Source organism: Bacillus cabrialesii (assembly GCF_004124315.2).
GTDB lineage: Bacteria > Bacillota > Bacilli > Bacillales > Bacillaceae > Bacillus > Bacillus cabrialesii.
In genome coordinates this window covers 3,742,404-3,769,335 of record NZ_CP096889.1, presented here as the reverse complement: position 1 = coordinate 3,769,335, position 26,932 = coordinate 3,742,404, and the positions used below count along the sequence as shown (strand labels likewise).

At 46.9% G+C, this 26,932-nt stretch carries 25 protein-coding genes; 13 read left to right on the top strand and 12 right to left on the bottom strand.

What is annotated here, in order from left to right:
• Positions 1 to 131 precede the first annotated feature (131 nt).
• The 8 genes from EFK13_RS19265 to sboA form a co-directional block, all read right to left on the bottom strand.
• The gene (locus EFK13_RS19265) at positions 132 to 833 is read right to left on the bottom strand and encodes a bacteriocin biosynthesis protein AlbG (protein WP_129507285.1); all 702 of its coding nucleotides are present in this window, start codon (positions 831 to 833) and stop codon (positions 132 to 134) included.
• Positions 830 to 2,113, bottom strand: coding sequence for a M16 family metallopeptidase (locus tag EFK13_RS19260; protein WP_129507286.1), 1,284 nt, complete (start codon positions 2,111 to 2,113; stop codon positions 830 to 832). The genes EFK13_RS19265 and EFK13_RS19260 overlap by 4 nt, the downstream gene beginning before the upstream one ends.
• 4 nt (positions 2,114 to 2,117) lie before the next feature.
• Positions 2,118 to 3,278: an insulinase family protein gene (locus tag EFK13_RS19255; RefSeq protein WP_129507367.1), complete on the bottom strand. Its 1,161-nt coding sequence runs from the start codon at positions 3,276 to 3,278 to the stop codon at positions 2,118 to 2,120.
• On the bottom strand, positions 3,268 to 4,578 hold the full coding sequence (gene albD / locus EFK13_RS19250; protein WP_129507287.1) for an antilisterial bacteriocin subtilosin biosynthesis protein AlbD: 1,311 nt from the start codon (positions 4,576 to 4,578) through the stop codon (positions 3,268 to 3,270). Before albD ends, EFK13_RS19255 begins: the two co-directional genes overlap by 11 nt.
• Positions 4,571 to 5,290 carry an ABC transporter ATP-binding protein gene (locus EFK13_RS19245; RefSeq protein ID WP_129507288.1) on the bottom strand — a complete coding sequence of 240 codons (720 nt, stop codon included), beginning with the start codon at positions 5,288 to 5,290 and terminating at the stop codon, positions 4,571 to 4,573. Before EFK13_RS19245 ends, albD begins: the two co-directional genes overlap by 8 nt.
• Entirely contained in the window at positions 5,287 to 5,448 is a 162-nt protein-coding gene (gene albB, locus EFK13_RS19240) for an antilisterial bacteriocin subtilosin biosynthesis protein AlbB (protein WP_003222006.1), read from the bottom strand. Before albB ends, EFK13_RS19245 begins: the two co-directional genes overlap by 4 nt.
• Positions 5,449 to 5,460: 12 nt before the next feature.
• The gene (gene albA / locus EFK13_RS19235) at positions 5,461 to 6,807 is read right to left on the bottom strand and encodes a subtilosin maturase AlbA (RefSeq protein ID WP_129507289.1); all 1,347 of its coding nucleotides are present in this window, start codon (positions 6,805 to 6,807) and stop codon (positions 5,461 to 5,463) included.
• Between the two features lie 133 nt (positions 6,808 to 6,940).
• Complete coding sequence (gene sboA / locus EFK13_RS19225) at positions 6,941 to 7,072, bottom strand: subtilosin A (protein ID WP_003222002.1); 132 nt, start codon at positions 7,070 to 7,072, stop codon at positions 6,941 to 6,943.
• A 313-nt stretch (positions 7,073 to 7,385) separates the two neighbouring features.
• Between sboA and EFK13_RS19220 the strand changes: the two genes are divergently transcribed.
• The 4 genes from EFK13_RS19220 to fnr all read left to right on the top strand — a co-directional run bounded on the left by EFK13_RS19220 (position 7,386) and on the right by fnr (position 11,617).
• The gene (locus tag EFK13_RS19220) at positions 7,386 to 7,814 is read left to right on the top strand and encodes a YwiB family protein (protein WP_129507291.1); all 429 of its coding nucleotides are present in this window, start codon (positions 7,386 to 7,388) and stop codon (positions 7,812 to 7,814) included.
• Entirely contained in the window at positions 7,811 to 9,481 is a 1,671-nt protein-coding gene (gene argS, locus EFK13_RS19215; RefSeq protein WP_129507292.1) for an arginine--tRNA ligase, read from the top strand. Before EFK13_RS19220 ends, argS begins: the two co-directional genes overlap by 4 nt.
• A 132-nt stretch (positions 9,482 to 9,613) precedes the next feature.
• Complete coding sequence (gene narK, locus EFK13_RS19210) at positions 9,614 to 10,801, top strand: nitrate transporter NarK (protein WP_129507293.1); 1,188 nt, start codon at positions 9,614 to 9,616, stop codon at positions 10,799 to 10,801.
• A gap of 99 nt (positions 10,802 to 10,900) precedes the next feature.
• Positions 10,901 to 11,617: a fumarate/nitrate reduction transcriptional regulator Fnr gene (fnr, locus tag EFK13_RS19205; protein ID WP_075748519.1), complete on the top strand. Its 717-nt coding sequence runs from the start codon at positions 10,901 to 10,903 to the stop codon at positions 11,615 to 11,617.
• Positions 11,618 to 11,648: 31 nt separating this feature from the next.
• Here fnr and EFK13_RS19200 read toward each other — a convergent pair whose 3' ends face one another.
• Positions 11,649 to 12,368 carry a YwiC-like family protein gene (locus EFK13_RS19200; protein WP_129507294.1) on the bottom strand — a complete coding sequence of 240 codons (720 nt, stop codon included), beginning with the start codon at positions 12,366 to 12,368 and terminating at the stop codon, positions 11,649 to 11,651.
• Between the two features lie 143 nt (positions 12,369 to 12,511).
• On the opposite strand from EFK13_RS19200, the gene arfM reads away from it, so the two are divergent.
• The 9 genes from arfM to EFK13_RS19155 all read left to right on the top strand — a co-directional run bounded on the left by arfM (position 12,512) and on the right by EFK13_RS19155 (position 24,325).
• Positions 12,512 to 12,988 carry a Crp/Fnr family transcriptional regulator ArfM gene (gene arfM / locus EFK13_RS19195; protein WP_129507295.1) on the top strand — a complete coding sequence of 159 codons (477 nt, stop codon included), beginning with the start codon at positions 12,512 to 12,514 and terminating at the stop codon, positions 12,986 to 12,988.
• Between the two features lie 216 nt (positions 12,989 to 13,204).
• Entirely contained in the window at positions 13,205 to 16,891 is a 3,687-nt protein-coding gene (locus EFK13_RS19190; RefSeq protein ID WP_129507296.1) for a nitrate reductase subunit alpha, read from the top strand.
• Positions 16,881 to 18,344 carry a nitrate reductase subunit beta gene (gene narH / locus EFK13_RS19185; RefSeq protein ID WP_075748527.1) on the top strand — a complete coding sequence of 488 codons (1,464 nt, stop codon included), beginning with the start codon at positions 16,881 to 16,883 and terminating at the stop codon, positions 18,342 to 18,344. The genes EFK13_RS19190 and narH overlap by 11 nt, the downstream gene beginning before the upstream one ends.
• A gap of 25 nt (positions 18,345 to 18,369) precedes the next feature.
• A complete protein-coding gene (gene narJ, locus EFK13_RS19180) occupies positions 18,370 to 18,927 on the top strand; it encodes a nitrate reductase molybdenum cofactor assembly chaperone (RefSeq protein ID WP_129507297.1) in 558 nt (185 codons plus the stop codon).
• Positions 18,924 to 19,595 carry a respiratory nitrate reductase subunit gamma gene (gene narI / locus EFK13_RS19175; protein WP_129507298.1) on the top strand — a complete coding sequence of 224 codons (672 nt, stop codon included), beginning with the start codon at positions 18,924 to 18,926 and terminating at the stop codon, positions 19,593 to 19,595. The genes narJ and narI overlap by 4 nt, the downstream gene beginning before the upstream one ends.
• 146 nt (positions 19,596 to 19,741) lie before the next feature.
• Complete coding sequence (locus EFK13_RS19170) at positions 19,742 to 20,371, top strand: YitT family protein (protein WP_064815984.1); 630 nt, start codon at positions 19,742 to 19,744, stop codon at positions 20,369 to 20,371.
• A gap of 101 nt (positions 20,372 to 20,472) precedes the next feature.
• Positions 20,473 to 21,975 carry a cardiolipin synthase gene (cls, locus tag EFK13_RS19165; protein WP_129507299.1) on the top strand — a complete coding sequence of 501 codons (1,503 nt, stop codon included), beginning with the start codon at positions 20,473 to 20,475 and terminating at the stop codon, positions 21,973 to 21,975.
• A gap of 88 nt (positions 21,976 to 22,063) precedes the next feature.
• Positions 22,064 to 23,791, top strand: a complete 1,728-nt coding sequence (locus tag EFK13_RS19160) for an ABC transporter ATP-binding protein (protein ID WP_129507300.1) — start codon at positions 22,064 to 22,066, stop codon at positions 23,789 to 23,791.
• A 9-nt stretch (positions 23,792 to 23,800) separates the two neighbouring features.
• The gene (locus EFK13_RS19155) at positions 23,801 to 24,325 is read left to right on the top strand and encodes a dihydrofolate reductase family protein (RefSeq protein ID WP_129507301.1); all 525 of its coding nucleotides are present in this window, start codon (positions 23,801 to 23,803) and stop codon (positions 24,323 to 24,325) included.
• A 42-nt stretch (positions 24,326 to 24,367) separates the two neighbouring features.
• Here the strand turns inward: EFK13_RS19155 and EFK13_RS19150 are convergent, their stop codons facing one another.
• From EFK13_RS19150 to cls (EFK13_RS19140), 3 genes are all read right to left on the bottom strand, one after another.
• On the bottom strand, positions 24,368 to 24,640 hold the full coding sequence (locus EFK13_RS19150) for a hypothetical protein (RefSeq protein ID WP_129507302.1): 273 nt from the start codon (positions 24,638 to 24,640) through the stop codon (positions 24,368 to 24,370).
• A gap of 80 nt (positions 24,641 to 24,720) precedes the next feature.
• The gene (gene uvsE / locus EFK13_RS19145; RefSeq protein ID WP_129507303.1) at positions 24,721 to 25,683 is read right to left on the bottom strand and encodes a UV DNA damage repair endonuclease UvsE; all 963 of its coding nucleotides are present in this window, start codon (positions 25,681 to 25,683) and stop codon (positions 24,721 to 24,723) included.
• A 12-nt stretch (positions 25,684 to 25,695) separates the two neighbouring features.
• A complete protein-coding gene (cls, locus tag EFK13_RS19140) occupies positions 25,696 to 26,895 on the bottom strand; it encodes a cardiolipin synthase (RefSeq protein WP_129507304.1) in 1,200 nt (399 codons plus the stop codon).
• Between the last annotated feature and the right edge of the window lie 37 nt (positions 26,896 to 26,932).

Below are 26,932 nucleotides of genomic sequence, written 5' to 3'. Positions count from 1 at the left end.
CCGGACAATCAGGATATGTATGCGGCACAGCGTGGCGACAATACCGTGACCGTGTACCGCACGAGTGATTATCCAGCCGTAATGATGATTCCGGTTGGCACAGGTCCGTCTGCGATTGCGATGTAGAAGCTTTATAGTTCAAAAGAAGCGGGGCGGCGATCAGAGATGTGCTTATAGATTGATGATCCGATCTGCTGGATCGTCGCTACGATGATCAGAAACAGCAGTTCACTTATGGTAAAGCTGAGCATCCACCATATTCCGGCTCCTGTGAGGGCTCCCACAAGCACTTTTCTGAACAGGGTGCCGTGCTGGAAAAGCTGCAGCAAGTAGGTTCGCATGTAAAACAGTAAATACAAAATCAGCAACACCGCAAGTCCCATTGAAACGGCAGGGGGCGTGTGAAGGCGGAAAGGGACGGCTTTGACGATTTCGAACATGCAGCCGAATATGATGACTTGGCATAATACAGCAGTCATCACGTATGTTTGGCGGACGTTTTTATAGCTGTCACGCAGCGATTTGACATCTTCGGCATAGCGGCTGCACAATCTGTGTTGCTGGAAGTCACAGCAGCTTTGATGAGACTGTGTGAGTTTCTGAAAAGCTGCTGTCATGTTTTTCACGGATTGGGTGACATAGCGAAGATAGAGAAAAGCGGGCAGCATCAGGACGGAAGCGATACAAGCCAGCAGTCCGAGCCGTGCAACATCATTGTCAATAATCTGTACATATTGCGCAGCGGCTTTGGCGACGGCCTGAACCCAGCCGAAGGAATAAGCCGCCATTCCCGCCAGCAGCAATAACAAAGTAAACATAGTGCTTTTTCTCATTGTACAATCGCCTCTTTCTGAGAAACGTGAATAACCGCTTTGTTGGAAGATGCCAGTGCGTCAATGAGGGACAAGAAATCCTGGCTATTCATTTCGTGAATGATGCCGTATATGTCGAGAAACGAGCAATTGCACCGGTCACACTCGGCCGCCCATTCGAAGCATTTACGCACATAATCGCTGTCATAAATGATTGCGTCCGTCAAAGAATCCTTGCCGTATTGAAGCCAGTCCGCAATCTGTTTTTTCTGCTGTGTGACATAGTAGGAAGCGACATCGATATAAGCCGAAGAATGCGTCCCTTGGCTGTGAAGGATCAGAAAACCGCCATCCTCATAAATATGAGCCTCGGCTGACAATCGATCGATTTCCAGACGGTATGTTTGCTGAATCTCTTGAAAAAACGGTGAATCTAATTGAAATAGAATACGAGACGCGATGTCCCAATAAAGCTTTACTGTCAACAGATCATTTTGCCCGGGAAGTGCGCCGATCTGCAGTCCGGTCCACGTGTCTTCCATCCGCTCCTCCTCACCCAGCACCTTTTTTGGTGAGGCGATTGGAGGACATGCGGAAATGATTTTTCTTTCTGTTGTTTTATGAACTGGATGTTTTTCCAGCCGCTGGTGAGAAGGCAAAAGGGTTTCCGTGTCTTCTGAGCCTCCGATCAAGAACAGCGTCATCCGCTGGGGCTGATAGGCGGCCTTGTAGGCTTTTTGTAAAGCACGGATGTCCAGCGCCTCAATGTCCTTGGTTCTGCCCGCGGGGAAGACGGCAGCAGGCGAGGCGGGAGAAAGCATGTTGATCAGCTGATAATGGTAAGAGAGCTGATGATTGAGGTGTGCTGTTTGAATTTCGCTTGTAATCACAGCTTTTTCCTGAGTGATCATTTTCTTGTCAAATGAGTGGTTCCATAACGCATCAAGCAGGATGGGGATCGTCTGTCTGAGCCGATCCGGCAATGAGGTAAACATGAAATTGGTATCGGTGTAGGTGGTGAACGCATTTAAAAGCGCGCCATGCGCAAAAAAATCACTGTACAGATTGCGGCCATTATGCCAGAAGAGAAGGTGCTCTAAAAAATGCGCTGTGCCATACGGGAGCAGCGTGTCGCCGGATTCTGCCTGTAAGCAGACATCACGGCTTCCGAAATCGATTTTCACATTGCACAGCCGCAGATGGGCGCGGGGAAATTTCAATCTGAATATTTTCAGCCCGCTGTCTGTGTATTTGATATCGGTTTGTTCATCCAGATGCTGAAAAAAAGCTTTCTTTTCCATCTCTTCATCCCCTTACTACATGAGCTCCGATATAACTGATAGTCGCTATGAATTCCAATACATCCCGGCATGTAACCGCCGAGATCCCATCCAGCAAGTCTTCTTTCGTGCAGGAGAAGCAGCGCAGAATTCCCATATAGGCCAAGAGCCCCTCGGGAGAATCAAATTGCAGCAGCATTTCATTCCGTAAAAATTGCTTTGCCTGTTCCAGTTCCCGCTCATTGGTTTGAAAATGTGAGACAGCTTCCAAAACGCGCGGGGGAACTTCCTTCTCATGAAGCTGATCCGTACATATTGAAACAAGCAGCAGATTGTTCATAACGTCATAACGGGTGATGACATGATAGACTGCCAGATCCTTCTCGCGGAAATGCTTGAATAAAGCGGAATGCCCGTACTTTCCGAGCAGCCCGTCTATCAGCTGGATTTTGATATAATCGCTGGCATCTTTCATCTGCCCGCAGTCAAATCCGAGTGTCAAGACGGAAGGGCCTGCTGCGCTGCGTGTCTCTGTTACAAAAACATGCCGGTTCACAAGTATTCTACCGGCCGTCACGGTGGATGCTTGCGAGGCCTGTCCCGGAATATCACATGCTTGTATCTGTCCCAATATGTTCAGCTGTTTATGCTGGGACAATAAATCAACGATGAAGTCCGCTGCGTCTAGAAACCGTTGAGGGTGGATTGCTTGTATCCTGTCTTTTCGGCCAAACATGGCAGTGCCATACATCGGGTTTCCGAAGGCCTCTTCCGCCAAGCGTGCTGCCGAGTAGGAGAACGGGTCGGCAAGTTTCTTTTCGATTTTGAGCAGCAGTTCATCCTTTGCCTTTTCAACAGCATCGGCTGAAAGAGAAGGAGGGAAGGACATATCTGCAAATGTCTTCATGAGGGCATCAACATGAAGATTCTTGTTGCATGACGGATGAATTAAACGGGTTCCGCAGGTTTTCAGGTGCCGGTCAAAAAAGAGATTCGCAGAATACATGAAGCGGCTGCCGGCCGCATAACCGAAAGCGTCGATGATTTGCTGCTTCAGATGTGCGGCCGCGCCGTAAAAATAGATTGTTTCTTCTTCAGGCTCCGCCGCGCATTCGATTGGCTTCAGAAAGCTCGCGGCGATTGAGATTGTTGAAAATTGATCCGTCTTCAGCAGGTTAACTTCCAAGCCGTTCTCTTTTGCTTGTATCAAAGAAACCACCATCCTGTTTTTGCAGGTAATAGACTATGATCAGCCCGGCAATCGGAATAACCGCCAAGGAGACAGCGGTGCCGGCTAATGTGGCTAAGAAAAGGGGAAGACAAAATAGGTAAGACCGGTATTTTGAGAAACCGCTCCATAGCTGCTGCTCCGTCTGCCAGCTGAAAGAGGGCCTTTTTTCATCCGCGGTTAACCTGATAAACGCTCCCGCCAGCAGCAATTCCATGCACTGCACAAAAGTGAGGGCTGAAATCGGGCGGCCGCTGATAAAGCCCACAATGACAGCGACAAGGAGAAATCCGCCTGCCAATAGGCCTGAATAAAAGCGATATTTCGCCCAAAACATCGTTCTCCGTTTAATCGGAAGGGTGATGAGCAGCATCCGGTCGTTTTTTTCAATCGAGTACAAAAGGGCGATCGGCGAGCAGATCAGCAAAAGGGCGGAAATGACTATATATATCACTTGCTGATTGAAGATGCCGGTGTTCATCATCTGGAACGAAAAGAAGCCGCTGAACGCCGCCATTACCGCGTAATTTAACAGCATCGCTTTAGAGGTAATAAATCGGTTCCATTCTCTTTTATAAAACGAAAACGCAGATCTCCGCAAAAAAGAATGCATCTTGCTCTGCTGCGGAGGCGCCTGCAGAAAGACAGGAAAGTCAATCATCACTGCCCATATCATGTGAACCGCGCATAGCGGAATCGTGATGGCTGGCGCAAAAGCGGCGCTGAGGCATACACAGGCGAATACAGCCGCATGCAGCAGAAACATCCAGTTCTTCTTTTTGACGAAATGGTTGCTTAGCACAACTCCAAACATAATTGAGTAAATAGTAAAAAACGAAAATCTGCCGAGCCAATACAATGTTTGCGCCCCTGACAGTGTTCCGTTTCCAAACAAGAACAACGGTAAAATAAAAAAGAATAACGTTCTTCTCAAACACGTGTCGACAAACAGAACGACACTCTGGGCGAGCCAAAAGCTCCGTGAAGAAATCGGCAGCAGGCAGCTCAGCTTCATATAGGATTCCTTCCATTGTGATGTCACGGAAAGAAACACCATATATGTGTTCATCAAAAGAAGCGCAAGTATGATATACGTTTTTCCCAGCACTGATTCGTCAATGCCGGCCTGGCGGATCAGCCCGATTTCAAACACGGCGAGAATCACAAGACCTGCGGCAATGCGGATGGCGTCCTTTTTCCCTTGCCGGCTGTAAAGCTGCTTGAACAGCAAAGACATGATGGGGAATAGGTTATTCATGGCCGATCACCTCGAAAAATTCCCGCCGCAGATCGGTCTCCTCTCCAATCGGAATGACCTTTTGGATCTGTTTATTGTGAAGAATGGCCGCATAATCACAAAATCTTTGCACGACATCGAGCAGATGGGAAGAAAATAAAATGGTTCCGCCTTCCTCACAGTACTCGCGCATTTTCTCATAAAAGACCTCGATGGATTCCACATCCAAGCCAACGAGCGGCTCATCTAAAATAAACAGGGGAGCCCGCAGCAATAAGCCTGTCATCAACACAACCTTTTGCCTGTTCCCCAAGGACAGCTCCGAAATTCTCCTGTTGATGTATTTGGAAAAATGAAAGGCCTCGGCCAAACTGGCAAACTGCTGTTCTGAAAAATCCTTTTGATAAAGCGAATGGACGAAAGACACATAGTCCTTTGCTGTAATTTCTGTAAACAGCAGCGGATAATCGGCGGCGAAGTAACGTTGAATCTTCAGCTGATCTGATGTTTTCTGCGTCATGCCGGCATTGGCTTCAATGCCGCACAGTGTAAAGCGCCCACTGAAATTGCGGTTGACCCCTGTCAGCGTATTAATCAATGTTGTTTTTCCGGCGCCGTTTACCCCAAGCAATCCGTAAACAGCGCCTTTTTCTAAATGTAAATCCACGTGTTCTAAGATGACGTTGTCCCGTTCATACCAAACGGATACATCGTGTATATCCAAAATGCTCATCGCGAGTCAGCCTTCCGCGCGCGCATCCCGAAAAGAATGGCAATGGCAATAAAAATCAGCGTAAACAGATAATCGCTTTTGACAAAATAGACGACTGCGCCGATGACAAAGATAAATGAAAGGATATACAGTAAAATTCTTCTTTGTGCTGGTGACAAATCGTTTCCCTCCTAAATAAGCTGGACCACGTCTTCTAATTGTTCATTTTTCGCCCAAGAGCAAATGTTTTTCCGGTGATATTTGTTAGAGTTCAGCCCTTTTAAGTAACAGCCTCCGCAATAGCCGCTGAACGGACATTTGTCTTTCATGCAATGCTCGCTGAAGCGCGGCGCCTGCGCTTGCCACAGTTTATGGACGAGAGGGGAGTTAAAGATGCTTTCATATGAATCGTGAAAAATATTTCCCAATGAAAATTCCTTCGGAAAGAGCGCGCACGGACGGACTTCACCGAACGGGCTGATTACGATGGACTTCCAGCCAGCGCCGCAATTTGCCGCGCGTTTTCTCTCATAAGGAATAATCGGGATCAGATCGCTAAACTCATCAATGACATTTTGCTCGTATTCCATAAATTTGCGGTGCTGCTCGGCATCTTTTGTGGGGTGGACGATATCTCTGCCTCTTCCGAAATCATCAACCCAATTGTAAGAGAACGCCTTCGCCCCGAGATCCCGAACCTTTTGGGCCATGTCGTGGATTTCCCACATGTTTTTTTCGAAAACGGACATAGCGACTCTGACAAATATACCGTGGTCACTCAACAATTTTATCGTTTTACAAGTTTGGGCAAAAGAGCCTTTTCTCCCTCTAAAGGAGTCATGGACCTCGGAATTCACACTATCGAGAGAAATGCCGACGATGATTTTTTGCTTATAAGTTTTCAATAGCTCCAGGCTCTCTTTTCGCATGAGTGTTCCATTTGTTAAGACAGCGACCTTTTTGAACCTTTTGCACACATAGTCAAGAATCTCATTGGCATTCGGATGGACAAAGATTTCTCCGCCCGTGATTTCGCATGTCAATACACCGTTGTCAAACAGCATATCAGCCGTTTTCTTAAATTGCTCAATCGACACGGTGCCGAGCGCTTCCGGCGAGCTTTCCAAATAACAGTGTGCGCATTTCAAATTGCAGCGGTGTGTCAGCTCAAAGGTGGCGTGCAGCGGCATCGGAAATTCATTGCTTCCGCTCGTGGTGATTGTGTGGCGGCCAGCCTGATTTCCAAGCTGGATGACCTGCTTGTTCAGGAGCATGTTGAGCATGTCATAATACCAGTCCTTATGGTCTTCTGGTGATTCATCATACACTGCGCATTGCTCGGCTAAAATCTGTGCAGCCGTTTTTTGCCCATCCATTCGCATGCAAAGCTCGTAAGCCGTTTTGTTAAGATCCAAATACTCAAAGTCAGAAATGGAAACATTATCGCGCAAGTAGTCGATTTCTAACACGCCGCCCTCAGGAAGCTGGTGAACTCTTACACTTTCATTAATAAATGGAAACATCTGCTCTATAAACAAAATACCATCCCCTATACATATGATTCAAATGAAAAACGATTGTGTATGTATAACCAAGAGGTAGAATTTAGTTAAAAATTGTAATTTACTTAAAAAAGGACATAGTAGAAAAACTATGCCCTTTTTGGAGACCTTATCCCCATAGACCGAATAGACCTGTTGCACCGGCAATTTCAAAATCAGGGATAGGACCGTCCACTAGACAAGCGGCTCCGATCGAGCATGTTGCACAACCTTTGTTTTCTACAATGACAGCTTTTTTCATAATTGAATCCTCCCTTTATTTTGTTTTTTCTAGCAGATCTATGTTGTGCTTTTATCATAAAACTATCAAATTACCATTTCAATACATATATTTTGAAGAAAATGTGAATTTGAAAAGATAGATTTCAGAAAAATGTAACATTCCCTAAAGGCAATTAGTGATATGATTTTCTCTTCTATTAAGGAAATGCTTTTTATGAGGTTTATCTTCAAATCTGATGAGCAATGATGGTAAGATAGAAGCAGTTGAAGTTTACAAACTGAATGATTATACTATTCAAGTCAAAGTGGAATGATGAAAAGGACGTGTCAAAATGAAGCAAGAGACACCGATAACACTCCATGTGAAGTCTGTGATCGAGGATGACGGAAACCAGGAAGTCATCGAATTCCGCACCACCGGATTTTACTATGTAAAACAAAATAAAGTGTATCTATCTTATTATGAAGAACACGACTTAGGCAAAGTAAAAACGATTGTGAAAGTAAGCGAAGGCGAAGTGCTGGTCATGAGGTCAGGCGCCGTCAAAATGAATCAGCGTTTCGTAACGGGAGCTTCCACAATTGCGAAATATATAATGTCATTTGGTGAGCTTGAGCTGAAAACAAGCACAAAATCGATTCAATCGGATCTCGATGAAGAAAAGGGCCGAATCAGCATCGCATATGACATGCATGTCGGAGACGAGCAGCAGCATTTACATAATATGACGATCACGTATGAGGGAGGAACTCACGCATGAACATTGCGGAACAAATGAAGGACGTGCTGAAAGAAGAAATCAAAGCAGCCGTTCTGAAAGCGGGACTGGCTGAAGAAAGCCAAATTCCCCATGTCGTTTTAGAAACACCGAAAGATAAAACACACGGCGATTATTCAACAAATATGGCGATGCAGCTAGCTAGAATCGCAAAAAAAGCGCCGCGCCAAATCGCTGAGGAGATTGTCGCTTCTTTTGATAAAGGAAAGGCTTCAATTGAAAAGCTCGATATCGCCGGCCCGGGTTTTATCAATTTCTATATGAACAATCAATATTTAACGAAGCTGATCCCGACTGTATTAGAAGCGGGAGATGCATACGGGGAAACGAACATCGGAAACGGCGAACGAGTTCAGGTCGAATTCGTATCAGCGAATCCAACGGGAGACCTTCACCTCGGGCATGCGCGCGGTGCTGCTGTCGGTGATTCCTTATGTAATGTGCTTTCAAAAGCCGGTTACGATGTGAGCCGCGAATATTACATTAACGATGCCGGAAATCAAATCAACAATCTGGCGCTTTCTGTGGAGGTCCGTTACTTTGAAGCGCTCGGCTTGGAAAAACCAATGCCGGAGGATGGCTACCGCGGCGAGGATATCATTGCGATCGGAAAGCGCCTCGCTGAGGAATACGGCGACCGTTTCGTCAACGAAGAGGAAAGCGAACGCCTCGCATTTTTCCGTGAATACGGCCTGAAATACGAGCTGGAAAAGCTGCGCAAGGACTTGGAAAACTTCCGTGTGCCGTTTGATGTGTGGTATTCCGAAACGTCACTGTACCAAAACGGCAAAATTGACACGGCGCTTGAAGCGCTCCGCGAAAAAGGCCATGTCTATGAAGAAGACGGCGCGACTTGGTTCCGCTCCACGACATTCGGCGATGATAAAGACCGCGTATTGATCAAGAAGGACGGCACGTACACGTACCTGCTTCCTGATATCGCGTATCATAAGGACAAGCTTGACCGCGGCTTTGATAAGCTGGTCAACGTTTGGGGCGCCGATCACCACGGCTACATCCCGCGCATGAAAGCGGCGATCGAAGCGCTTGGCTATGAAAAAGGAACACTTGAAGTAGAAATCATTCAGCTCGTACACCTTTACAAAAACGGCGAGAAAATGAAAATGAGCAAACGGACGGGTAAAGCGGTAACGATGCGCGACCTGATTGAAGAAGTCGGCTTGGATGCCGTGCGTTACTTCTTCGCGATGCGCAGTGCTGACACGCATATGGATTTTGACTTAGATCTTGCTGTATCAACATCTAACGAAAACCCTGTGTATTATGCACAATACGCCCATGCCCGTATTTGCAGCATGCTTCGCCAAGGGGAAGAGCAGGGGCTGAAGCCGGCGGCGGATTTTGATTTCAGTCATATTCAATCAGAAAAAGAATATGACCTGCTGAAAACGATTGGCGGATTCCCGGAGGCGGTGGCGGAAGCGGCGGAAAAACGAATTCCTCACCGTGTCACAAACTATATTTATGATCTGGCTTCTGCTCTGCACAGCTTCTACAATGCGGAGAAAGTCATCGATCCAGAAAATAAAGAGAAGAGCCGCGCGCGTCTTGCTTTAATGAAAGCAACGCAAATTACGCTGAACAATGCGCTTCAGCTGATCGGCGTATCGGCTCCGGAAAAAATGTAATGATAATGAAGGGCAAAGTCTTCGGGCTTTGCTCTTTTTTTATGGGTAAAACGTGTGATGTATTTCACAATCCTGTTTGCTGAGTTTTTGTATGATAAGACTGATATTGAATCATTGAAAGGGGCAAGCCGAATGTTCAACCGTCAACACATTCAATTATCGTTACAGTCATTAAGCTTGGTGGCAGGGTTTATGGTGTGGGTGCTGATTTCATCACTCATTTCCCAAATCACATTAGATATTCATTTAAGCAAGGGCGAGATTTCTTTGGTGACGGCGATTCCCGTGATCCTCGGGTCGCTTCTCCGCATTCCTTTAGGGTATTTAACGAACAGGTTTGGAGCAAGGCTGATGTTTATGATCAGCTTCATTCTGCTTTTATTTCCTGTGTTTTGGATCAGTATTGCGGATTCTCTGTTTGATTTAATCGCAGGCGGTTTTTTCTTAGGGATCGGAGGAGCGGTATTCTCCATCGGGGTGACATCCCTTCCGAAATATTATCCGAAAGAAAAGCACGGTGTCGTCAATGGAATTTACGGGGCCGGAAACATCGGAACCGCCATTACCACATTTGCGGCGCCGGTTATCGCTCAAGCTGCGGGATGGAAAGCAACTGTACAGATGTATTTAGTATTGCTGGCAGTTTTCGCATTGCTGCACGTATTGTTCGGCGACCGGCATGAGAAGAAAGTGAATGTTTCCGTAAAAACTCAAATCAAAGCCGTTTATCGAAATCATGTGCTATGGTTTCTGAGCCTGTTTTATTTTATTACATTTGGCGCCTTTGTCGCCTTCACCATCTATCTGCCGAACTTTCTGGTGGAGCACTTTGGGCTGAATCCCGCGGACGCCGGTTTGCGGACGGCTGGCTTTATTGCCGTCTCCACGCTGCTCAGGCCAGCGGGCGGATTCCTGGCTGATAAAATGAGTCCGCTTCGCATCTTGATGTTTGTATTTGCGGGACTTACATTATCAGGCATAATCTTGTCGTTCTCGCCGACGATCGGCCTTTATACGTTCGGGACATTAACGGTGGCGGTCTGCTCAGGTATAGGAAACGGGACTGTTTTTAAATTGGTGCCTTTCTACTTTTCGAAGCAAGCGGGGATTGCAAATGGTATTGTGTCTGCCATGGGCGGATTAGGCGGATTTTTCCCTCCGCTGATTTTGGCGAGTGTCTTTCAGACAACGGGCCAATACGCGATCGGTTTTATGGCACTTTCGGAAGTTGCATTAGCCAGCTTTGTCCTTGTCATATGGATGTATTGGCAGGAAAGAATGAAAACGCACACGGAGAGAAACAGTCAGAGCGTCAACTGACAACGGGCATTCACAAGATTGTTAGTTTTTTCTCGATGGGTACAAATTAATTCACGTTACAATAAACATACGCAACGTGACTTTCTTCGAGGTGAGCTCATGAATTTTCTCTCTGTTCGACCATCTGATAGTGACTTTCTTTCCAGTGGTCTGTATGAATTGCTGGAATCAATCAGCACGAAAAGAAAAATGGAAAAACACACGTATTTGTTTCGGGAAGGAATGGATGCGGAAGAGCTTTATCTGATTCAATCAGGACTCATTGAAATCGGCAAGCTGACGTCTGACGGAAAAGACCTGACGCTTAGAATCTGCCAAAAAAACGATATTGTCGGGGAATTAACACTTTTCACTGAAGAGCCAAGATATATGCTCAGTGCAAAAGTGCTGGAGGATGGCGAGGTGCTCGTCATTAATAAAAACAAGCTGGAAAAGGAATTAATCCAAAACGGTGCTTTGACATTTGAATTTATGAAATGGATGAGCACCCACCTCCGGAAAATCCAGTCCAAAATCAGGGATCTGCTGCTTCATGGCAAAAAGGGAGCGCTCTACTCGACCCTTATCCGCTTATCAAACAGCTACGGGGTGGAACGAAGCGACGGCATTCTGATTAATATTGTGCTGACAAATCAGGACTTGGCAAAGTTTTGCGCGGCGGCAAGGGAAAGCGTCAACCGTATGTTAGGAGATCTCCGCAAACAAGGGGTTATTTCGATAGACGAATCCGGAAAAATTATTTTGCACAAGCGGGACTATTTACGATGTGAGATCGAGTGTGAAAATTGCCCGCTGGAGATTTGCAATATTGACTGAAAAAAAACAAGGACAGCGATGTCCTTGTTTTTTATCTTGTGATAAACATGCACATGACGGCAAAAAAGAAGCAGGCATTCACGATTTCTAGAATACCGATCGTTTTTACGGGCCAATCCCTTCCATGAAAAAACCATGCCCGCAAGCTGCTCGGGATAAAAGCGAGAAACGCCCATCCTGCTCCGAAAAGAGCGGATAAAAAGGGGAGCAGCAGGTGATATCCCCATGACCAGTATGCAAACCCTCTGTTTTTTCTCTCCCGGATCACCGACTTCACATAAAAGGAACTCCCAATAAAAAATAAAGCGGATTGGGAAAAAATAAACCAAGCCCAGCCGTCAAGGGTTCCCGTCCCCAGCCAGCAGCTCGCAAGCCCGCCCGAACAAAAGAACAAGACTCCCGCGATATCATTCACTAGGGCCCGTTCGTTTTTTTGGCGGGCAAAATACATATGAATGAGAAACAGCGGCAATAAAGAAACGCCAGCCCAGATGAGCGGCGGCTTATGAAAAACAGAAATGACCAAAAAGCAGCAGGCCGGAAAACCGTAATAACATATCCACTTTTGATAGGGGTTGAGTTGTTTCTTTTTCAAGGCGAGCGTAACGGGATAAACCGCCAAGTATAGGAAAAGCCAGCCAAGGAAGAGCGGAATATGCCAGAGAACGGGACCGCCCTTGACCATCCCGAGTAAAAATGGAATCAGCAGCATTGCCCATGCGCCGTGCTGCTTCGGAATCAGCGCCTTCATCGAAATCCTCCTTTTTTATTTCATTATAAATGTAGCCATTCTTCCGGTAAGTGACATTCATCATACAAGCTGTGAAATACATCACTGCTGTACAGGCTCAATCGAGCTACACTAAAGCTATCCTTAGCACAGGAGGCTTTCCTATGAAACAATGTGACTATTTATTATTTCTGAAACAACTTCCTATGTTTAATGAAGTGCCTCTAGACATTGTCGAAACCTTGCTGAAAAACGGAATATTTATCCGCGGTTCATCTGATCAGTCTCCATCCTTTCTTCATTCTCAATCCGTTTATATTGTATTAAAAGGTAGTGTCCGTTTTATGGACAGCAGGCTCCCTGAAGGGTCGAGAACCGTTGCGCTGTGGGAAAAAGGCGATGTGTTTCCGATTGATGAAAAAGGCGGGATGTATTTATCGCCTTTTATCTCAGTCAATGCCACTTCAGACATTCTGATTCTCAATATCCCTTATTACATATTTAAAAAAATGATGTCTTACAATCCGCAGCTGCAAATGAACTTTTTGGCCATGCTTCAGCAAAATGTCTTTTGTTCCTATCAATTATTTTTGCGGTACCTGCATACATCACAGGATAAAAACGCCGAGCCCGGCTCTTAAATAGAGCCGGTTTTTTTGATCTTTGAATGGAAGGCGGCTAATGACTCAGGCGTCCTGCCTGAATGCCCCTTCATCACATCCTGTGAAAATCCTTCCTTCTCCTTTTTGTGAACATTTTGTGAAAAAAGCAGAGTGTGTGACATAGTTCACAAGGGAACGCGCTGTCTCTGTTTATAGTGAATTTAGCATCACCTGACTCGGAAGGAGTGAACTCTTATGAAGAAAAAGAAAATGAGTCCGTTGTTTAGGAGATTGAACTATTTCTCTCCTATAGAACACCATTCTAATAAACACAGCCAAACCACCCGCGAAGATCGCGATTGGGAGAATGTATACAGAAACAGATGGCAGTACGACAAAGTCGTTCGCTCCACCCACGGCGTCAACTGCACAGGGTCTTGCAGCTGGAATATTTATGTGAAAAACGGAATTGTCACGTGGGAAGGACAAAACTTGAATTACCCATCAACAGGCCCGGATATGCCTGATTTCGAACCGAGAGGCTGTCCGCGGGGGGCCAGTTTTTCATGGTATATCTACAGTCCGCTTCGTGTGAAATACCCATACGTGCGCGGTGTGCTGATCAATTTGTGGCGGGAAGCATTGCAGGCTCATCAAAATCCGCTCGAAGCCTGGAAATCAATCGTTGAAAACCCTGAAAAAGCGAAGTCCTATAAACAGGCAAGAGGGAAAGGCGGTTTTGTCCGCGCTGAATGGCCGGAGGTGCTGAAGCTGATTTCAGCCTCTCTGCTGTATACAGTCATGAAATACGGGCCTGACCGGAATGTCGGCTTTTCTCCTATTCCGGCCATGTCCATGATCAGCCACGCATCAGGCTCACGGTTTATGTCGTTAATCGGCGGCCCTATGCTCAGTTTTTATGACTGGTATGCGGATCTTCCGCCGGCGTCCCCGCAAATTTGGGGTGACCAGACGGACGTACCGGAAAGCAGTGATTGGTACAATTCAGGCTATATCATCACATGGGGCTCCAACGTTCCGTTAACGAGAACCCCTGACGCGCACTTTTTGGCGGAGGCCCGCTATAAAGGGGCTAAGGTCATTTCGATCAGTCCGGATTTTGCGGAATCCTCAAAGTTCGCGGATGACTGGCTGAGTATCCGCCAAGGGACTGACGGAGCGCTTGCGATGGCAATGGGTCACGTCATTTTGCAGGAGTTTTACGTGAATCAAGAGACGGAACGTTTCACTGAGTACGCGAAGCAATACACCGATTTTCCATTCCTCGTCACTCTGTCAAAAGAAAATGGCGTATACACAGCAGGGCGGTTTCTGCATGCAAAGGACATCGGGCGGCAGACAAAAAATGATCAATGGAAGCCTGCGGTCTGGGATGAACAGACAGGCGCGTTTGCCATACCGCAAGGGACAATGGGCTCCCGCTGGGACGGGCAGCAGAAATGGAACCTGCATATGATTGATGAAGAAACCGGAGAGCCGATTGAACCCCGTCTCTCTGTGCTCGGAATAGAGGACGAAATCGGTACGGTGCGCATTCCGTATTTTTCAAATGACGGAAATAAAGTGCTTGAGCGGGATCTTCCTATTAAAAAACTGGACCTGAACGGTGAAGAAGTATGTGTCACAACCGTGTTTGACTTGATACTGGCCAACTACGGAGTGAACCGGGGTATCGGTGAACAATCCGCTGTCTCTTATGATGACCCTGAGCCGTTTACGCCTGGCTGGCAGGAACAGATGACAGGAATCAAAAAAGAAGCCGTTATTCAGATTGCCAGAGAGTTCGCTCAAAATGCGATCGATACAGACGGCCGGTCCATGATTATCGTAGGGGCGGGGATCAACCACTGGTTCAACTCCGACACAATCTACCGCGCGGTGTTAAATCTTGTTTTGCTGGTAGGCGCCCAAGGCGTAAACGGCGGAGGCTGGGCTCATTACGTGGGGCAGGAAAAGCTCCGTCCTGCTGAAGGATGGCAGACGATTGCCAATGCAAAGGATTGGGAGGGTGTGCCCAAGCTGCAAAACGGCACCTCGTTTTTCTACTTTGCGACAGACCAGTGGCGTTACGAAGACCAGCCGATCAGTGACTTGGCTTCACCGATCGCAGCGTCCTCCCGCTACAAGCATCACGCCGATTACAATGTGCTGGCGGCGCGGTTAGGGTGGCTGCCGTCCTACCCGACATTCAATAAAAACGGCATTGATCTATACAAGGAAGCTGAAAGAGCGGGGGCGGCAACACCGAAAGACGTCGGTGCGTACGTGGCCTCACAGCTTCAAGAGAAAAAACTGTCATTCGCGATTGAAGATCCCGACAATGAAGCCAATTTTCCAAGGAATCTCTTCGTATGGCGGGCAAATCTGATCTCCAGCTCAGGAAAAGGGCATGAATATTTTCTTAAGCATCTTTTGGGGACGACGAACGGTTTGATGAATGACGACAGCGACAGCATCCGCCCTGAAGAAATCAAATGGCGGGAGCAGGCGCCGGAAGGGAAGCTCGACTTATTAATCAATCTTGATTTTCGAATGGCGGGTACGGCGCTGTATTCCGATATCGTGCTGCCGGCGGCGACATGGTATGAAAAACACGATCTCAGCAGCACGGATATGCACCCGTTCATTCATCCTTTTGCTCCGGCTATTTCGGCTCCGTGGGAATCGAAGTCAGACTGGGATATTTTCAAGGCTCTGTCTAAAGCCGTTTCCGATCTGGCGGAAGAAGTCGATATGGAGCCGGTGAAAGAAGTGGTCGCGACGCCGCTCCTCCACGACACGATGCAGGAGTTGGCCCAGCCGTTCGGCAAAATCAATGACTGGAGCAAAGGCGAATGTGAAGCCATTCCGGGAAAAACGATGCCGAACATCCAAGTCGTTGAACGGGATTACAAGCATATCTTTCATAAAATGACCGCGCTCGGGCCTTACGCCGGTTTAAAACCGAGCGGAACAAAAGGAATGAGCTGGTCGATAGCCGATGAATATGAATCACTCAAAAAGAGATTGGGAGAAATCACCTCGGACAGCGTCGCAAAGGGATGTCCGAATATAAGTGAAGCGAAGCAGGCGGCAGAAGCGATTTTAACCCTATCGTCCACTTCAAATGGAAAAGTCGCCGTGAAAGCTTGGGAATCGCTTGAAAACATCACAAACCTGAAGCTGAAAGACCTGGCGGAAGAACGGGAGGAAGAATGCTTTACGTTCGACCAAATTACAGCTCAGCCGAAAACGGTCATCACGTCTCCGGCATTTACCGGCTCGGAAAAAGGAGGGCGCAGGTACTCGCCGTTTACGACGAACGTAGAAAAATTAATCCCGTGGCGAACACTGACCGGCAGACAATCTTATTATGTCGATCATGAACTGATGATGGAATTCGGTGAAACGATGGCGACATTTAAACCGATCCTCCAGCATCGTCCGTTCCTAAGCAAGCGGCCTGATCAAGAGGGCAAAGAAATCGTCCTTAATTATTTGACGCCGCACAATAAATGGTCCGTCCACAGCATGTATTTTGATTCCCTGCCGATGCTGACGCTGTTCCGCGGCGGACCGACCGTGTGGATGAATAAAGATGACGCAGAGGACACGGATATCAAAGACAACGATTGGATTGAATGCTTCAACCGAAACGGTGTTGTCGTCGCGAGAGCGGTTTTGTCCCACCGGATTCCTAAAGGAATGGCGTTTATGCACCATGCCCAGGACCGCCACATCAACGTGCCCGGCACAAAACTGACGAATAACCGCGGAGGCACCCACAACAGCCCGACAAGGATTCACGTCAAGCCGACACAGATGATCGGGGGCTATGCCCAGCTCAGCTACGGCTTTAACTATTACGGTCCAACAGGGAATCAGCGCGACCTGAATGTCGTCATCCGCAAGCTGAAGGAGGTCGATTGGCTTGAAGATTAAAGCGCAAATCGGTATGGTCATGAACTTGGATAAATGCATCGGCTGCCACACGTGCAGCGTTACCTGCAAAAATACGTGGACAAACCGTTCCGGTGCGGAATATATGTACTTTAATAATGTAGAAACAAAGCCGGGCATCGGCTACCCCAAGCAATGGGAGGACCAGGACAAATATAAAGGCGGCTGGACATTGAAAAAAGGGAAGCTTGAACTGAAATCAGGCCCGAAAACGAATCGGCTTGCAGGCCTTTTCTATAATCCGAACCAGCCGACGATTGATGATTACTATGAACCTTGGAACTATGATTATGAAACATTAACAAACAGCCCGCAGAAAAAACACCAGCCGGTGGCACGGCCGAAATCGTCCTTGACGGGGGATTTCATGAATATCGAATGGGGCCCGAACTGGGAGGATGATCTCGCAGGCGGCCACATTACGGGGCTTGAAGATCCAAACGTGCAAAAGATGGAGGAGTCGATCAAAACAGAATTCGATGAGGTCTTTATGATGTATCTGCCGCGTATTTGTGAGCACTGCATCAATCCGGCGTGCGTTTCATCCTGCCCGTCCGGCGCTATGTACAAACGCGAGGAAGACGGCATTGTGCTTGTGGATCAAAACGCATGCCGTTCATGGAGATATTGCGTTTCATCCTGTCCTTATAAAAAAGTCTATTTTAACTGGCAAACGAACAAAGCGGAAAAATGCACACTCTGCTTTCCGCGCTTGGAGGCGGGGCTGCCGACCATTTGCTCTGAAACGTGTGTAGGCAGAATCCGCTATCTCGGTGTCATGCTGTATGACGCGGACAAAGTGGAGGAAGCGGCATCTGTTGAAAATGAAAAGGATCTCTACCATTCCCAATTGGACGTTTTTCTTGATCCGAATGATCCTGAGGTTGCCAAATTGGCAAAAGAACAAGGCATCCCGGCTGAATGGATAGAGGCCGCGCAGCAATCGCCGATCTATAAAATGATCATAGATTGGAAGATTGCGCTGCCGCTTCACCCTGAGTACCGCACACTGCCGATGGTTTGGTACATTCCGCCGCTGAGCCCGATTATGAATCTCTTTGAAGGAAAAGGCAGCCAGCAAACGGCGGAAGATATTTTTCCGGCCATCGACCAAATGAGAATTCCGATTGACTATTTGGCGCAGCTGTTAACGGCTGGTGATACGGATCATATTCGGTCGACGTTAAAGAAAATGTCTGTCATGCGCCAGTATATGAGAGCGGTCCAGACGAATAAATCAATCGACCCGGAACTGATCTCCAGTGTCGGCTTAACAGAACAGCAAATTGAAGACATGTATCGGCTGCTTGCGATCGCCAAATATGATGACCGCTTTGTGATTCCGAGCAGCCATCGAGAAGAAGTGTCTGATTTATACGCTGAACAAGGAAGCTGCGGCTTATCATTTTCAGGCGGCCCTGGCTCTTGTTTCTAACTTTTGATAAATGAGGTGTAACAAGATGAACACCACAGACCGGCAAATCACGTTCTCCGCTCTTTCCTGTCTTCTGTCTTATCCGGATGAAGAGTGGAGAGCCGAGCTTCCCGATTGGAAGGCTCTTATCCATGAAATTGGCAATCAGCAAATCCGTGAGAAACTGCTGCGCTTTTTCGAGGCGTCAGCCTGTTTTACACCAGAAGCGCTGATTGAACACTATGTCTACACGTTTGACTTCGGGAAAAAAACGAATATGTACGTCACATACTTCAACTCAGGCGAGCAAAGGGAACGCGGCATTGAATTGCTGCATTTAAAAAACACCTACCAGCAATCCGGTTTCCTTCCGACAGAGAAAGAACTGCCAGATTATCTGCCGCTTATGCTGGAATTTGCCGCGGTTGCGGAGGCTGAAGCAGCGAGAAGCGTGTTTGGAAAATATCTGTCCAATGTGAGGGAGCTTGCATCCCGCCTCGAAAAAAATGACAGCATATACGCTGAGTTGCTGCACGTGCTGCTGGCCGCGCTGGAAAACATCGGTGTGCGTGAAAGCACTGAAGAAGGGGCTGTTCAGGCATGAGCGGGCAGATCCTTTGGGGCGTTATGCCATACATTGTATTGACAATCTTTATCGGCGGCCATATTTACCGCTACCAGCATGACCAATTTGGCTGGACGGCGAAATCAAGCGAGCTGTTAGAAAAGAAAAAACTCGCCGCGGGCAGCACACTTTTTCACTGGGGACTGCTGTGCGTCGTCGGCGGGCATGTCATGGGAATTCTGATCCCGGAAGGCGTGTATGCTTCCCTTGGCATTTCAGAGCATATGTATCACAAAATAGCGATCGGCGCTGGCTTGCCGGCGGGCATCGCGGCATGTACCGGACTTGTCATCCTGGCGTACAGAAGGCTGTTTGACAAAAGAATCCGCAAAACGAGCTCGCCATCGGATATCCTTACGCTCCTCCTGCTGCTGTTCATGATGCTGTCAGGCGTTGCGGCCACGTTTCTCAACATTGATTCGAAAGGATTTGATTACCGGACAACAGTCGGGCCGTGGTTTAGGGAAATCGTTTTGTTCAGGCCTGACGCCTCTTTGATGGAGAGTGTCCCGTTATGGTTTAAGTTTCATATCTTTATCGGATACGTCGTTTTTATGCTGTGGCCGTTTACGAGATTGGTTCACGTGTTCAGCCTGCCGCTCAAGTATCTGACCCGAAGCTATGTTGTATATCGGAAACGCTCGTGAAAATCCCCCCTGCAAGAGGGGGATTTTTTTATCTAGATGAAAAAATAAAAACGCAGGATATTTTCTGCCAAGGTAATGGCTGGGCGGCGGGGATTCCTGTTATGTTTGTATGTGGAAATAACATCATCTGACAAGGAGAGTGAAGAATGAAGCGGATTTTACTCATTTTAACTGCTTGTCTGATGACAAGCGCCGGGGTCCTGACACTCAGACATTCTCATGTATTAACCGGCGGCACGGCCGGACTGTCACTAAGCCTGACATACTTGTTTCATTCCTCGTTTGCCATTATCTTCTTTCTGATCAATATCCCGTTTTATGTATTTTCTTTCGTCAGAATGGGCATCAAATTCACTCTATCCACCGTTTTTGCAGTCACAGCGCTGACTCTGTTTACAAGCGCGGATCACTGGCTGCCGTCTGTCTCTTTTTCACCGCTCGCCGGTTCGATTTGCGGCGGTGCGCTGATCGGGTTCGGCTTGTCGCTCATGTTTTATCATCAAGCATCGCTCGGCGGCGCCAATATCCTCGCTTTATTTCTGCAAAAGCGCTGCGGGTGGAATCCGGGTACGGTTAATTTCCTCTTCGATTTTGGTGTAGTGCTGGCCGGCATTTTCTCCGTCGGATTGCTGAAAGGGCTCTTCTCCTTAGTGTCGATTGCGGTCACGGGCCTGATCGTCGGCTTCTTCAAAAATAAAATCAAAGGCAGCTACTCCCTCAAGCCGGCTTTGCTCCAGAACATCACACCCGGCCAATCTCAGGAAGCCTCATCATAAGCCTTTCCGCGTTTTGCGGAGAGGCTTTTTACATAGAAGGTTTACAGATTAGAAAAAAGAGGTAATACGGTGGTAATCGGATCAGATTGGAGAGAATCAGGATGCTGAAAAGGAGACTGGAATTTTTCTTTTTATATATCATGCTCATCGGGGCGTATGTCATATGGTTTTTTCCGGTTTCCAGGCTTGAGTTTTACGGAGGATTGCTTTGCTATGTCAGCATTATTTTCTTCAGCATCTATTCGTTAATTCTTGAAAACCGCACCTCACAGCACACGCTGTTATGGATCCACATTCTTGTCTTTTTTCCGATCGCCGGCTACATGTTTTATCTGTTTTCCGGACAGCTTTATGTGAAGGGCAAGCTGTTTAAGACAAAACGAATGTACAACAGGGAAAAGCTCAGGAAGCTGTTTCACATGGAGGAAACGCCGGAAGTGACAGGCCTGAAGGACAATCAGGAAAGGTTTTTTTCGTATTCCATCAGGGCGGCCCATATGAATATCAATACGAAAAGCAATATCAAAGTGCTGAAAAACGGCGAAGAAACTTTTCCGGACATCTTCAAAGCGATGAGGAAAGCGGAATCTTATATACATATTGAATACTACATGTTTAAATCAGACATGCTCGGCCGCGGGATGATGGACATTATGATGGAAAAAGCGCGCCAAGGAGTCGAAGTGCGGTTTTTATATGATGCCGCAGGGAGCATCAAGCTGGCTGGAAGAGATATCATGAACATGAAACAAGCGGGAGTGGACATCGTTCCGTTTTCTCCGCTGAAATACGGATTTTTTAACCAGAAGCTGAATTTCAGAAATCACCGGAAAATCGTGATTATCGACGGGAAAATCGGTTTTGTGGGCGGATTAAACGTCGGGAAGGAATATATCAGCAGAGATCCGTACATCGGGTTTTGGAGAGACACGCACCTGCGGCTGGAAGGAGAAATTGTGCAAACGCTTCACGCCATTTTTATGCTCGATTGGGAATATGTCTCCAATGAAGTGTTAATTGATCAGGAGGAGTACAATACCCCGGTTCCCGTGGAGGGAGAGGGCATTTACCAAATTGTCGCGACAGGTCCTGACATGAAGGAAAGCATGAGCGACCTTTATTATGAAATGATTTCTTCAGCACAGAAATCAGTATGGATCGCCACGCCCTATTTTGTCCCGAATGAGTCCATTCGCACGGCGCTGAAAGCAGCGGCGACAAAAGGCGTGGAGGTAAGGGTCATGGTGCCGGAGAAGAACGACAGCTTTTTGACGCAATACGCGTCAAGATCTTATTTCCCAGAGCTGCTTCTTGAGGGGATTGAAGTGTATTCTTACCAAAAAGGCTTCATGCATCAAAAAGTCTTGATCGTTGATGGCGATCTCGCCTCTGTCGGCACCGCGAATATGGACATGCGCAGCTTCCAGCTCAACTTTGAAGTGAACGTGTTCTTCACGGATGCCGAAGCGATCCGCACACTTGAAGCTCATTTCGAAGAGGATATGATGGACAGTGAAAAACTCAGCCCTGTCGGCTTTTATAAAAGGGGAATGGCTGACCGTACAAAAGAATCCTTTGCCCGTCTGTTTTCGGGTGTTCTGTAAGAAAAAAGAAATCTGATCTTTCAAAACCGCCGGTGTATAGTATAATTGAGAAATGTTATCAGTTATTTATGCATTGGGGGAAGATAAGGTGCTGCGGCAATTTTTTTCGTATTATAAACCATATAAAACGTTGTTCTTTCTCGACTTTTTCTCGGCGATCGCGGGCGGCTTAATGGAGCTGAGTTTTCCTTTGATCGTCAATTATTTTATTGACACCTTGCTTCCGGGCAGGGACTGGGGGCTGATCATCGCAACCTCAATCGGATTATTTGCGGTGTACGCGCTCAGCTCGGCTCTCCAGTATATCGTTACGTATTGGGGACACATGCTCGGGATCAATATCGAGACCGATATGAGAAAGTCGCTTTTTGACCATTTGCAAAAGCTGTCGTTCAAATTTTACGACAACAACAAGACGGGAACGCTGATGTCGAAACTGACGAACGATTTAATGTACATCGGCGAAGTTGCCCATCATGGCCCGGAAGACTTATTCATTGCCGTCATGACCATTCTCGGGGCGTTCGGGGTGATGCTGTTCATTAACTGGCAGCTGGCATTATTAACGTTTATCATCATGCCGGTTGTCATTTGGCTGGCGCTTTATTTCAACAAAAAAATGACCAAAGCGTTTACCACGCTGAACAAAGATATCGGGGACTTCAGCGCGCGGGTAGAAAATAATATCGGCGGCATCCGTCTTGTGCAGGCGTTCGGCAATGAAGCGTTTGAGAAGGAACGCTTTGCCGTCAACAATCAGCGTTTCCGTCTCACAAAGCTTTCTTCATACAAAATCATGGCGAAAAACGGTTCAATCAGTTATATGCTGACTCGGTTTGTCACGCTGTTTGTCCTTTTGTGCGGAACGTGGTTTGTCATTCGCGGCTCCTTATCATACGGGGAGTTCGTGGCGTTTGTGCTACTGACGAATGTGCTGTTCAGGCCCATTGACAAAATTAACGCCATTATCGAAATGTATCCGAGAGGCATCGCCGGTTTCAAAAGCTATATGGAGTTAATGGAGACCGAGCCGGATATTCAGGATTCTCCTGATGCGAGAGACGTTTCAGGCCTGAAGGGCAATATACGCTATGAACATGTTTCATTTGGCTATGACGAATACAACAGCGTCCTCAATGACATTAACCTATCTATTCAAACGGGGGAAACAGTTGCGTTCGTCGGTCCGTCAGGTGCTGGGAAATCAACGCTATGCAGTCTGCTTCCGCGCTTTTATGAAGCAACGGAGGGTGACATTACAATTGATGGCATCAGCATTAAAGACATGACGCTGTCTTCGCTCCGGGGGCAGATTGGCGTCGTGCAGCAGGACGTTTTCTTATTCTCAGGCACGCTTCGAGAAAATATCGCCTACGGCCGATTAAACGCATCAGAAGAAGACATTTGGCAGGCTGTGAAGCAGGCGCATCTGAAAGAGCTCGTCCATAACATGCCGGATGGGCTGGATACCATCATCGGCGAACGCGGCGTGAAGCTTTCCGGCGGGCAAAAGCAGCGCCTGTCAATTGCGCGGATGTTCTTGAAAAATCCTTCGATCCTGATTCTTGATGAAGCGACCTCCGCCCTTGATACAGAAACAGAAGCGGCCATCCAAAAGGCGCTTCAGGAATTATCGGAGGGACGCACGACGCTCGTGATCGCCCACAGGCTGGCGACGATTAAAGACGCGGACAGAATTGTGGTCGTCACAAAGAATGGTATTGAAGAACAGGGCCGCCATCATGACCTGATCGAAGCCGGAGGCCTATACAGCAGGCTGCATCAAGCGCAATTCGGGCAAATGGTGCGGCAATAGGAGGAAAATATGGATAGAAAAAATGTTCTGTACATTGCTGTTTCGCTGGACGGGATGATCGCGAGAGAAGATGGAAGCATTGATTGGCTGGATGAATTTGAAGGTGAAGGGGATAACGGCTACAGTGATTTTTATCAGACTGTTGATACAGTCGTTTTAGGGCGCAGCACATATGAACACGTTAAAGTTCTAACGCCGGTTTTCCCGTATCAGGATAAAACATGCTACGTTTTCACAGGAACGCCCGGCAGCTATCAGGATGAACACGTGACGTTTATCAATGAGGGAGCCAAGGCCTTCACTGACCGTTTAAAACAGGAAAAAGGCTTAAACATCTGGATAGCTGGCGGGGCAGAGCTGGTGGACGCCTTTATGAAAGAAAACGCCATCGACGAATTCATCATCACTGTTATTCCAGTCGTTTTAGGGAGCGGCATCCCGCTGTTTCACGAGCTAACGAATGAAACAAAGCTGAGGTTAAAAGGGATGAAACAATTCGGACAGGCGGTTCAGCTCCACTATGTAAACTCATAAGAAAAAGGATAGACAAGATGTCTATCCTTTTTATATGTAAATTTAAAGCGCTTCTCTTTCAGCGGGCTCAATGATATTTTGGAATTTTTCAATCAGCTGTGGCGCTTTTGTTCCTTCCACTACGATTAAATATTCCTTTTCATTATGAGCCATGCGGAACGTTTCAAGCTCAATTAAGCTTTTGATTTTGCACATCGTTTTCTTTGAATAAATATAAACCTCGTGGCTTCCGGAATGGCACATTTTATAAAGATGAATCAAATTTCTTAAAGTAAATGCCTTTGCGGCTACTTTCAGAGACTTGATGTTTTTCATGATCTTTCTCCTCCATCGATTGTTGTCTTATATAGCCTATGTTCCCAGAGCGGACGAACTGTAAACCTGATTTTGCACATTTATGATTTCCATTGCAGAGCCCCGCCGCCAATGCGTTTGACGCCGCGGATGGAGCTTAATTCATCCATCAGGCGGAGAAGCGCCTTGTCTTTCTGTTTTGCTTCAATCATGAAATCAATATTTGTTCCCCATTGCCTGAAGCGTTCCAACAGCGGCAGCAAAAAGTTCGCGTCAACATAATCGGCGTGGCTGCGTATGGCTTGTTCTGATTTTGGGGAAGACAGGTGAACCTTTGGCTGCAGGCCGATCCGCTCCCACGTTTTGATCATCCGGGGCAGTGCTTCATTCAGGTCTGCGTCGTCATCTGGATTGGCGTAAAAATGATGAAAGTCAAAGACAAACGGAACATCCTCTTTTTCACAAACCAGAAGCGTCTCTTCCGTCGTATATGTTTTATCATCATTTTCAAGTGTCATTCGCTGTTTGATCTCCTGTGGCAGCTTCTTCATATTTTGATGAAATTGTGCAGTGGCGGTTTCTTTATCTCCGTAAGCGCCGCCGATATGAATGTTGATAACCGAGCGATCGACAATGCCCATGGCTTCAAGCATGCGGTAGTGATACGCCATATCGGTTACCGCATTTTTTGTGACATTTTCCTTCGGGCTTGTAAACAGAGTGAATTGGTTGGGGTGAAAGCTTGTTCTCAGATGATGTGTTTTCACAAGCTCTCCAATCTCCTGAAACTCTTTTTGAAACGGCGTTACAAAATCCCACATCACATCGGGATGTGTGGCCAGCGGCACAATCGAACTGGAAAAACGGTACAAAGGAATACCGTGGCCGATGATATAGTGAAGGGTTCTCATCGTATTGCGCAAATTGGCTTTTGTCACAGTAAGCAGGGCTTCTTTTCTTTCATCCTTTGATAGCTTGGAATAACGCGCGAATGTTAATGTTTTAGCGGGAGACGCATCCCAAAGGCTCATCGCGTTTGAAACGAACCCGAATCTGAAAATCATAGGAACTCTCCTTTATAAAAAATAAGATAATGCTCTGCCAAGCCATTCCGCCGGGCGCTGCCTAAAGGTGCGTTTTTTGAAATTCTCCTTTGTCAGCAGCTCCGACCTTTTAATATCTTCTTCAATCGTGGCATAGACTTCTTTTGTAAAAGCCTTATCATCGATTTCAACATTCACCTCTTCATTTAAAAAAAAGCTTCGCTGATCAAAATTGGCGGTGCCGATGATGCTGAAATGATCGTCAATAATCAGGGCTTTCACATGATAAAACCCCTGATAAAAACGGTAGATAAGACAGCCGGCATCCAAAAGCTCCGAATAATACGTAAAAGCTGCTTCTCTGACCAGCGGATGATCTGATTTCATCGGCACGATAATCGTAACGGCTACACCGTTTTTTCTTGCTTTGACCAAGGCCTGCTGAAGCGATTTTGTCGGAATATAATAAGGCGTGCAAATAGTAATGCGCTCTTTTGCCTGCGCGATATTTGCCAAATACGTTTTTTCAAGAGAATAACCGTCAGTCGCATAAATCTTATGAGAGATATTCCCTTGCGGAAGCTCCGGCCAAACATCCGGGCCCAGTTCAGCTGATTCGGTATTTCGTTTCAGGTCGGCTGTAAAAAGCGTCTGAAGATCGCGGACACCTTCTCCCTTCATACGCAGATGATAATCCTCCCAATTGCCGAACTTCGCCTTTTTTCCCAGGTATTCCTCAGCGATGTTAAACCCGCCGATATAACCGATTTTTCCGTCTATCACAGCGATTTTCCGGTGATTCCGTTTTTGCATATGAAAAAAGAAAAAGGGAAAGCGGGGCTTGTTAAGAAAGTGAACATGAACGCCGGCATTTTTCATCGTCTCCAGCGCCGGTTTTTTAATCTTTTGGCAGCCGGACCAGTCCAGAAGCAAATAAACAGAAACACCGGCCTGTGCTTTTGTTTTCAGCAGCGTAAACATATTGTGGCTGACCTCATCGTTTTTCATGATAAAAAACATAACGTGGACAGAGGAAACGGCCTGACGGATGTCTTCCATCATCCGTTCCACAAGATCAGCGCCGCAGTGGATCAATTCAATGTCACTCTTCTTTTTAGTGAAAACGGGCTCGTACGCGTTTTTTTTATAAACGGCGCGTCCCATGAAGATATCAAGCAGAATAAAAGCCAATAGTATGATGACAATGATAAGAATCACGAAAAATACCTTCATCCCGGCACTCCTTTCCATAGTAAAGATAGTGTGCCCG